Origin of the sequence: Phaeobacter sp. 11ANDIMAR09 (assembly GCF_001294455.1) — a bacterium.
Classification (GTDB): domain Bacteria; phylum Pseudomonadota; class Alphaproteobacteria; order Rhodobacterales; family Rhodobacteraceae; genus Pseudophaeobacter.
Map to the genome: position 1 here is coordinate 144,160 of NZ_LIKT01000010.1, position 6,000 is coordinate 150,159.

Genomic DNA, 6,000 nt, shown 5'->3' on the forward strand with positions numbered 1-6,000 from the left:
AAACCCGGTGCCAATTTTCTGAATTTTAATCAAATTGAAGAAATTCTTAAGATTGGCTTGGATTTTGACCCAATTCCCCCAAAGCCCTTCCCGATCGCATCTCAACTGTGATGAGGCTGGAGCGGGAAGGGCTTGATCTATCCGGGTGAGGCTGTTGCCCTCCCTCAGAACTTGGATCTGGGCTTAGCCGCGGCTGCGTTTTTCAAAGCGGGGCAGCATGGCCGAGAAATCCATACCCAAGCCGTCTTCCTTTTCGACAAACTGCGTATAGAGCGCCTGGGCCAGCTCTCCCATTGGGGTGTCAGCATCGGCGCTGGCTGCGGCCTGCTGGCTGAGGCGCAGATCCTTGAGCATCAGCTCTGCTGCAAAGCCGGGCTTGTAGTCATTGTCCGCAGGTGATTGCGGGCCAACACCGGGGGCGGGGCAATAGGCATTCATTGTCCAGGAATAGCCCGAGGAGGTGGAGACCACATCGAACATCTTCTGCCGGTCCAGGCCCAGCTTATCCGCCAGAGCAAAGGCTTCGCAGGTGGCGATCATGGTGACGCCCAGGACCATGTTGTTGCAGATCTTGGCAGCCTGGCCAGCGCCGGCTTCACCACAATGCACGGCCTTCTGGCCCATGATGTCAAACAGCGGCTCTGCCTTGGCAAAGGCATCAGCACTGCCGCCGGCCATAAAGGTCAGGGTGCCACCTGCGGCGCCGCCGATACCGCCTGAGACTGGCGCATCGACAAACAACAGATTTGATGCAGCGGCCTGATCGGCCACGGCGCGGGCCGAATCCACATCCACCGTGGAACAATCCACCAGGGCCGCACCAGCAGTCATGGTGGGCAGTACCTCATTTGCAACGGCGCGCAGGATCTGGCCATTGGGCAGCATGGTGATGACCACATCGGCTCCGGTTGCCGCCTCGGCGGCGGAGCCTGCCATAGTGACGCCTTCAATGGCGACATCTGCCATGTCAAAACCCTGAACTGCGTGGCCTTCCTTGGCGAGATTGGCGGCCATGGGCCCACCCATGTTGCCAAGTCCGATAAATCCGATTTTCATGTGTTATTCCTCCTCAAACATCAGGGCGTCCGCACCCAGCGGCATCAGCATCTGGCTGACGGCGGTGGCGGGGACATCCTGCTCTGCATATTGCCATTTGGGCTGGCGGTCCTTGTCGATGATCTGGGCGCGGATGCCTTCCAGAAAATCGCCCTTTTCCATGGCGCGATAGGTGAAACGGTACTCATGCTCCAGCGCTTTGCGAATGCTCAGCGAACTGTCCCGCAACCGGTGCAGGATCTCAACCGTGCAGGCCATGGAGAGGGGGGAATTGCGTGCCAGAATCTTCTGAGTTTTCTCGGCAAAATCGCTGGGTTCCGCCTTTAGAACCGTCAGGATATCCGTCAGGGTTTCGCCCGCAAAATAGCGGTCGATCTCTTCCTGCTGATGTTCCAAAGTCCCTGCGGGTGGCTTTTGCGACGCGACCTCCAGAACCGAAACATCCCCGTCTTTTTCCAAATTGGAGATCAGCACGGGCCAGAAGCTTTCGGGGATGTAGAAATCGGCAAAGCCGGCATAGATCGCATCAGCAGCCTTCATGCGGGCCGCAGACAGCCCTAGGTATTCTCCAAGCCGTCCAGGCGCCAGGGTCAGCATAAGGGAGCCACCCACATCCGGGATCAGGCCGATGCCGACCTCTGGCATCGAAATCTGGCTGCTGTCGCCTACCACTCGGTGGGTGCCATGGCAGCCGATCCCAACGCCGCCACCCATGGTGAAGCCCTGCAGGAAGCTGACAACCGGCTTGGGGTATTCAAAGATAAAGGCGTTCAGCCGGTATTCATCGCTCCAGAACTTGCGGCCATAGGCATAGTCGCCTTTTGTGCCGGTGTCATAAAGCTCGGCAATGTCACCGCCGGCGCAAAAGGCCTTTTCGCCTTCGGCATCGATGATAACCAGTTTCACCGCATCATCCATGGCCCATTGCCGCATGGCGGCATCTATGGCCATACACATGTCATAGGAGAGCGCGTTCAAGGCCTTGCCTCGGGTGAGGGTGATGCGACCGGCCTGGCCGCTCACACGGATATTGATATCACTCATAGTTTCCTCGCAGTTGGCCAATTCAGGTCTCCGATCCAAAGGGCGACTGACCAAAACGCCACAGGGGCGGAGGTGGTCATCAGGCTTGGACCGGGTTTACCCGGCTCAGCTGTTTTCGGCTAGCAAATGGCGCGCGACAATCACCCGCATGATTTCATTGGTACCTTCCAGGATCTGATGCACCCGCAGGTCCCGTACGAGCTTTTCGATGCCATAGTCGGCCAAGTAACCATAACCGCCATGCAACTGCAGGCATTGGTCCACCACTTTGGAGCCGGTTTCGGTTACAAATTTCTTGGCCATGGCGCAGAACTTAGTGGCATCCGGAGCGCCCTGATCCAGCTTCCAAGCCGCCTGACGCAGGAAGGTGCGTGCGGCTTGCAATTCGATCTCCATATCTGCGAGACGGAACTGAAGCCCTTGGAATTGGTCAATGGATTTTCCAAAGGCGCGGCGTTCGGACATATATTGCAGGGTCAGGTCCAATGCGGTCTGCGCTGCGCCCAGTGAGCAGGCCGAGATGTTCAATCTGCCGCCATCCAGGCCTTTCATGGCATAAGTGAAGCCCTTGCCCTCTTCGCCAACCAGATTGTTGGCAGGGATCTTGCAGTCATCAAACTGCACCTGTGCGGTCGGCTGGCTTTTCCAGCCCATCTTGTCTTCGAGCCCGCCAAAGGACAGGCCAGGGGTGCCATCTTCGACATAGACGGTTGAGATGCCCTTGGGCCCGTCCTCGCCGCTGCGGACCATGCAGACGTAGGCGTCTGAGTAACCGCCGCCTGAAATAAAGGCCTTGTTGCCGTTCAGGGTATAGCCCTCATTGGTCTTGTCGGCGCGGGTCTTCAGGGCCGCGGCGTCCGACCCGGATCCCGGTTCTGTCAGGCAGTAGCTCAGGACGGTGTCCAAAGACACAACGCCAGGCATCACACGGGCCTTCATCTCGTCACTGGCAAAGGAATCCAGCATCTTGGCGCACATGTTGTGGATGGACAAAAAAGCCGCAACGGAAGGGCAGGCCATCGACAGGGCTTCAAACACCAAGGTGGCATCCAGCCGCGACAGATCCGATCCGCCGGTCTCTTCGCTGACATAAAGCCCACCAAAGCCGAGTTCACCGACCTGAGGCCAGAGCGTTTTGGGGATGGTGCCGTCATTTTCCCACTGACGGGCAAAAGGCGCGATCTGTTCCTGGCCAAAGGCATGGGCCATATCAAAAATCGCGATCTGTTCCTCGGTCAAGGCAAAATCCACGTCCTGTCCTCCCTGGCGTGTATGAATTGAACGATTGTTTATTTATTAGCCCTGCAAGGGCGCAAGAGCAAGCTGCGCTGCTGCAAAGTGGATCTGCAAGAATGGGCGGCTGTAGCGGGACACTTCGTTTTGCAGTGCGGGACACTTCCCATTGCAGCAAATTTTTCTAGACGAGCGCCCCGCTTTTTATTCCAGAACTGGACCCGAGGCCACCCACCTTTGGTGCCTATTTCGAGGTGAGTTTGGGACACTTCGCATTGCAGTACTGGACACTTCCCATTTCAAAATCGGTTATAGCGCATCCCGAACCGTTCAAAATGTCCGGCTGCAGCTTTTTTTAAAGGTCGTTTGAAGAGGTTTTAAACTGCTCGGAGCCGCGCTCTTGGGGTGCGCCTTTCAATTCTTCCAAACTTTGAGGCAGTAGCATTGCACTTAGAACTGCGCCGACCTCCGGCAGGAAAGAGCGCACATGAGCGCATCCGCCACTGTTTGGTACGAAGACTTCCAACTTACACAGAACGCGGGCGGCGCGCTCCCGGTCAGGATTCAAAATGGGCATTGCTATGCTACTTTGGTCGGGCTCGCGACGAGTGTCGGCAACTCAGTCCCAAATGGCGCTAGCGGCTGCTGTCAGCCCAAAGCGGACATGAGGGCGCATCCGGCTCTGACGAAAGCGGACCTTCGCAGGAGTTTTACCCACAACAAGAGGCGGACAAAGGGTGCCTTCGCTGCGGTTGCGCCAATGGCGGCATTTGCGCTTAGAAGTCTTTTGTCGAAACTGTCTCATTCTTTTGCGTTCGCTCCCATTGCGCAATAAGCGCATCCCCTTCGCCCTTAAAATCGGCTGATAAGAAATCACCGTCGGCGATACGGTCAACGCGAAAGTGGCGCAGGCTTTGACGCAACTCACACCATGCCACGATCATCACGTTGTCCACATAGTAGATAAGAATAAGCGGCCAGATGATGCGGTTGGTTTCGCGCTCGTCCGCATCTCGATAGAAGATCTCCAACTTAGTTTCCGAGCGGATCGCGGCGCGAAGACGTGACAGATCTATCGGTGGCTCAGTCTCGACGCCCCACGATGAAGTGACGAGCTTTCGTGTCCCCGGTGCCGCCTCATGCAGTTTTCGTGAGGCCCGCCCCGCTGCGCGCCACAAACCCGGGTCACCCGTGCGTGCAACGAGGCTGAGACCTACCGCAATGGCCTCGGCTTCATCGACGTCCAGGTTGATCGGGGGAAGATCATAGCCCTTTCGCATAACATAACCGACACCGGGCTCGCCTAAGATAGGGGTCTGCATGGCCTGCAAGCTGGCTATGTCTCGATAGACGGTTCTGACCGACACTTCGAGAACCCTCGCTAGATCACGCGCCAAAAGCGGTTTCTTGGCGTCGCGCAATAGCTGAATGATTTCGAAAAACCGTGTCGTCTTGGATGCCATGTCCACTCACTTCTTTTTACCCAGCATGAAACACTACTGACATGCTGATGTCAGTAGTTTTCCGCTATCCATCCACAAACAATGTAAGGCGGTATCCTGTGACAATGATCGATATCAAACAAAGAAAAGCAGGGATTGTCCTCGTGGTGGTCTCCGCGATTGTCTTTAGTTCTGCAGGTGTTTTCACCAATGGCGTTTCAACAGACGCTTGGGGGATCATCTTCTGGCGTGGAGTCGCAGCGGCGGCATTTACGCTGACCTATCTGATGTTGCGCGGCGCACTCCTTGCAGAAATCAGGGCATTCAACAAACCCGCATTCTTTGTGACCTTAATGATGGCCGCTGGCACTGCCGCCTTTATCCCGGCATTCAAACTCAGCAACGTCGCAAACGTCGCTTTGATCTATGCCGCTGCGCCGTTCATCGCCGCAGGGCTATCCTGGGTGTTCATCAAAGAGCTTCCAACCACGCGGGTCATTTTCGCAAGTTTGGCGGCGCTCTTCGGGGTGTTCATCATTGTTTCATCATCATTTGGCGGCAGTCAGCTAAAAGGAGATTTCCTTGCCCTGTTCATGACCTTGATGATGTCGGGCACGATGGTTGTTTACCGGAAATTCCCATCGACGACTGCGGCGTTACCGGCAGCCCTATCGTCCATTGTGCTGCTGCCATTTGCGCTGGCGTTTGGCGACCCGCTTGTGGTGCAAAGTCACGAACTGCCGATACTCATAGCCTTCGGCCTTGTTTTCGCAGTTGCGTCTGTGACCTTGTCAGAGGGCGCAAGACGCCTGCCATCAGCAGAAACAGCATTGCTTTCTACGCTGGAAATGCCGCTGGCACCCGTCTTGGCGTTTCTCATACTGTCTGAGGTGCCGACGTCTTTTGCGATACTTGGCGGTGCCATCATTTTCTTGGCCGTAGTTTGGTCGCAGAGACTCAGTGCCAAACATTGAAAGCCGACCTTCGTACTCAATGCAGCATTCGACACTTCGGGCTCTTTGCAACCATCCTGGTTGAAACATCGAAAGGAAGCTTTGGAGAAGTTGGTCTGACTTTGCAAAGGTCGCTATCTGCGCATAGACGCCATTGGTGTTCGGCTGAGCCCGCTTCCTCTTGCTATTGTTCACCCAGCCCAGTGCTCTGGTGGTTTGCTCCAGAGGCTCCTTCGTCAGGAAGGGCTCACTGCCCTTGACCTGCCCCCCGA

5 protein-coding genes are annotated in these 6,000 nt (G+C 56.2%); 1 reads left to right on the forward strand and 4 read right to left on the reverse strand.

The window, feature by feature from the left end:
* Positions 1–183 precede the first annotated feature (183 nt).
* The 4 genes from mmsB to AN476_RS11065 form a co-directional block, all read right to left on the reverse strand.
* Positions 184–1,056: a 3-hydroxyisobutyrate dehydrogenase gene (gene mmsB, locus AN476_RS11050; protein ID WP_054461631.1), complete on the reverse strand. Its 873-nt coding sequence runs from the start codon at positions 1,054–1,056 to the stop codon at positions 184–186.
* Positions 1,057–1,059: 3 nt separating this feature from the next.
* Positions 1,060–2,100 carry an enoyl-CoA hydratase/isomerase family protein gene (locus AN476_RS11055; protein WP_054461632.1) on the reverse strand — a complete coding sequence of 347 codons (1,041 nt, stop codon included), beginning with the start codon at positions 2,098–2,100 and terminating at the stop codon, positions 1,060–1,062.
* Positions 2,101–2,205: 105 nt separating this feature from the next.
* A complete protein-coding gene (locus AN476_RS11060; protein ID WP_054461633.1) occupies positions 2,206–3,351 on the reverse strand; it encodes an acyl-CoA dehydrogenase family protein in 1,146 nt (381 codons plus the stop codon).
* Between the two features lie 758 nt (positions 3,352–4,109).
* The gene (locus AN476_RS11065; protein ID WP_054461634.1) at positions 4,110–4,796 is read right to left on the reverse strand and encodes a YafY family protein; all 687 of its coding nucleotides are present in this window, start codon (positions 4,794–4,796) and stop codon (positions 4,110–4,112) included.
* A gap of 104 nt (positions 4,797–4,900) precedes the next feature.
* Here AN476_RS11065 and AN476_RS11070 point away from each other — a divergent pair, with 104 nt between their 5' ends.
* A complete protein-coding gene (locus AN476_RS11070) occupies positions 4,901–5,749 on the forward strand; it encodes a DMT family transporter (protein WP_172684821.1) in 849 nt (282 codons plus the stop codon).
* Positions 5,750–6,000 lie beyond the last annotated feature (251 nt).